The sequence below is a fragment of the Streptomyces sp. WELS2 genome (genome assembly GCF_013870595.1).
In the GTDB taxonomy this organism is placed as follows: Bacteria; Actinomycetota; Actinomycetes; order Streptomycetales; family Streptomycetaceae; genus Streptomyces.
Map to the genome: position 1 here is coordinate 1 of NZ_JACBWZ010000904.1, position 2,340 is coordinate 2,340.

Below are 2,340 nucleotides of genomic sequence, written 5' to 3' on the forward strand. Positions count from 1 at the left end.
GGCCTTCCTGCTGTTCGCCGCCGCGATGAGCGGCTCCTACGTGCTGGCCTTCCAGGTCTATCTCGCCCTGCCGCTGCACGCCCGTGACCTGTTCGGCGCCCGGACCGGCGTGGTGACGGGCGCGGTGTTCGCCGCCTCCGCGCTGGCCGCGCTGGCGGGGCAGTCGAAGCTGACCGCGTGGGCGCAGCGCACCCTGTCCGGTCCGCGTGCGGTCGTCTACGGCCTGACGGTCATGGGCGCCGCCTTCCTGCCCCTGCTGCCCCGGACGCACGCCACCGTGACCGGGGTGGCCGCCCTGACGGGGTGCGCGGTGCTGCTGGCCTGGGGCGGCGCCCTGCTCTACCCGTTCGAGATGGACACCGTGGTCCGGCTCTCCGGCGACCGGCTCGTCGCCACCTACTACGGCGCCTACAACACCGCCTCCGGGCTCGCCGTCTCGCTCGGCAACCTGGCCGTCGGGGCGCTGTTCGACACCGGGCCGCCCTGGCTGCCGTGGGCGGTGCTGGCCGCCACCGGCCTTTGCTGCGCCGCCCTGGTCGCGTTGCTGCACCGGGCCGGACACCTGGCCGCGCGGCCCGTGCCGACGGCCGGACGACTTGCCGCTGGATAGGGGTAGGGGGTATACCTGTGCTTCATCGGTTGCGATACCCCAACCCTCTAGGGGTATCCGACGCGTTCCGTCTCATCACTCTCAGGAGGAAGCCCATGTCGTCCTGCTGCAGCCCCGACGGCAGCTGCCACTCCGGCTCGGCCACCACCCGGATCACCGTCGACGCCACCAAGACCGTCTACGCGGTGACGGGGATGACCTGCGGCCACTGCGAGGCCGCGGTCACCAAGGCCGTCGGCGGTGTCGACGGAGTGCTGTCGGTCGAGGTGGACGTGAAGACGGGCCGGGTCACCGTGATCGCCCAGGACGACCCCGACGACGCCCTGATCGCCCGGGCCGTCGACGAGGCCGGCTACGCGCTGACCGGCCGCGCCGCCTGAGACCGGTCCCGGGACGCTCCTCGTCGCCGTGCGGGGAGCGGTCCGGCCGGGCCCGTCCAACCCCCGTCGGCGAGCCCGGCCGGATCAGCCGCCCCCGGTCAGGGGGCCACCACGGACACGCGCGCGTGGACGGACAGCCGGGCCTGGACGCCGGCGTCCAGCGGCAGTTCGATCCGGCGGTCGATACGGTCCTCCTCCCAATGCCGGGTGTCGATCAGCCACCAGCGCTCGACATCGACCCGGTACAGACGGTGCGGCGCGGCCCCCCGCAGCCGCTCCGGCGGCAGCTGCCACCGGGCGCGCTGCCCGGCGTCGGGAAACACCGTCTCGTAGAAGGGCGCGTGGTACGCCCCCAGTTCCTCGGGGCCGACCTCCGTGCAGCGGCCGGTGAACTGGGCGCCGTCGACGGACGCGACGGCCACCCCGGCGGCTCCCTCGGTCACGAACAGCGAACCGCTCACCCGCGGGTCCGCGCGGATGTCCCCGCTGTGCCGGGCACCGGTGGACGAGCCGAAGACGAAGCGCAGCGGACCGGCGAACCAGACGTATTCCAGGGTGGCCACCCACGGGGCGCCGTCCCGCGCGGTGGCCAGGTTCAGATAGCGCGCCCGGCGCAGCAGGTGCGCCGTCCGCTCGATCAGGCTCTCGTCGATCGCCATGCGGGACCTCCCGGTGTCGTGGGGCGTGCTCACTTGTGCCGCAGGAAGACCGGCAGGGACGAGATGTCGTTGCCGATGAAGGTCTGCCCGGGCGGCACGTCCTCCGGGCCGACGGCCAGGGCCAGCCGCGGGAACCGGTCGAACAGGGCGGGCAGCGCGATACGGGCCTCCAGCCGGGCCAGGTGCGAGCCCGGGCAGAAGTGCGCGCCGAGGCCGAAGGCGATGTGGTCCTTGTCCTCCCGGTCGATGTCGAAGGTCTCCGGGTCGCGGTGCACCCCGGGATCCCGGCCGTGGGCGCCGTAGCAGATCAGGATGGCGTCCCCGGCGCGGATCACCACGCCCTCGCCGAGGTCGATGTCCTCCTTGGCCCAGCGCATCGGCAGGTGCATCACCGGGCAGTGCACGCGCAGCGACTCCTCGACGGCGTCGTCCCAGCGCGCCGGGTCCGCCCTGAGGATGCCCAACTGGTCGGGCCGGGCGAGGAGTTCGCGGACGGTGTGGTCCAGGAGGTTGATGGTCGTCTGGCTGCCGCCGCCGATCATCAGCAGCAGCGTCGATACCAGTTCGTGCTCGTTCAGCGACTCCTCGCCCTCCTCGCGCGCGGCGAGCAGGAAGCTGGTGAGGTCGTCCGCCGGAGCGCTCCGCTTGGTGGTGATCAGCAGGTGCATCGCGGCCACCAGGTCGCCGTACA

General features: G+C 73.0%; 3 protein-coding genes and 1 pseudogene. 2 read left to right on the forward strand and 2 right to left on the reverse strand.

What is annotated here, in order from left to right:
• Both H5J33_RS31530 and H5J33_RS31535 read left to right on the forward strand, forming a co-directional pair.
• Nucleotides 1-610: pseudogene (locus H5J33_RS31530) on the forward strand (MFS transporter); the annotation flags it as partial.
• Between the two features lie 95 nt (nt 611-705).
• The gene (locus H5J33_RS31535; RefSeq protein ID WP_181798169.1) at nt 706-990 is read left to right on the forward strand and encodes a heavy-metal-associated domain-containing protein; all 285 of its coding nucleotides are present in this window, start codon (nt 706-708) and stop codon (nt 988-990) included.
• A 98-nt stretch (nt 991-1,088) separates the two neighbouring features.
• Here H5J33_RS31535 and H5J33_RS31540 read toward each other — a convergent pair whose 3' ends face one another.
• Together H5J33_RS31540 and H5J33_RS31545 are read right to left on the reverse strand one after the other, a co-directional pair.
• Entirely contained in the window at nt 1,089-1,649 is a 561-nt protein-coding gene (locus tag H5J33_RS31540; protein ID WP_181798170.1) for a pyridoxamine 5'-phosphate oxidase family protein, read from the reverse strand.
• A gap of 29 nt (nt 1,650-1,678) precedes the next feature.
• Nucleotides 1,679-2,340 (reverse strand): cytochrome P450 (locus H5J33_RS31545; protein WP_181798171.1); only part of this gene is annotated, 662 nt, incomplete at its 5' end.

What these genes read in the sequence shown, in the direction of transcription:
- H5J33_RS31535 (WP_181798169.1), top strand. Translation starts at nt 706, where the DNA reads ATGTCGTCCTGCTGCAGCCCCGACGGCAGCTGCCACTCCGGCTCGGCC.
- H5J33_RS31540 (WP_181798170.1), bottom strand. Translation starts at nt 1,649, where the DNA reads ATGGCGATCGACGAGAGCCTGATCGAGCGGACGGCGCACCTGCTGCGC.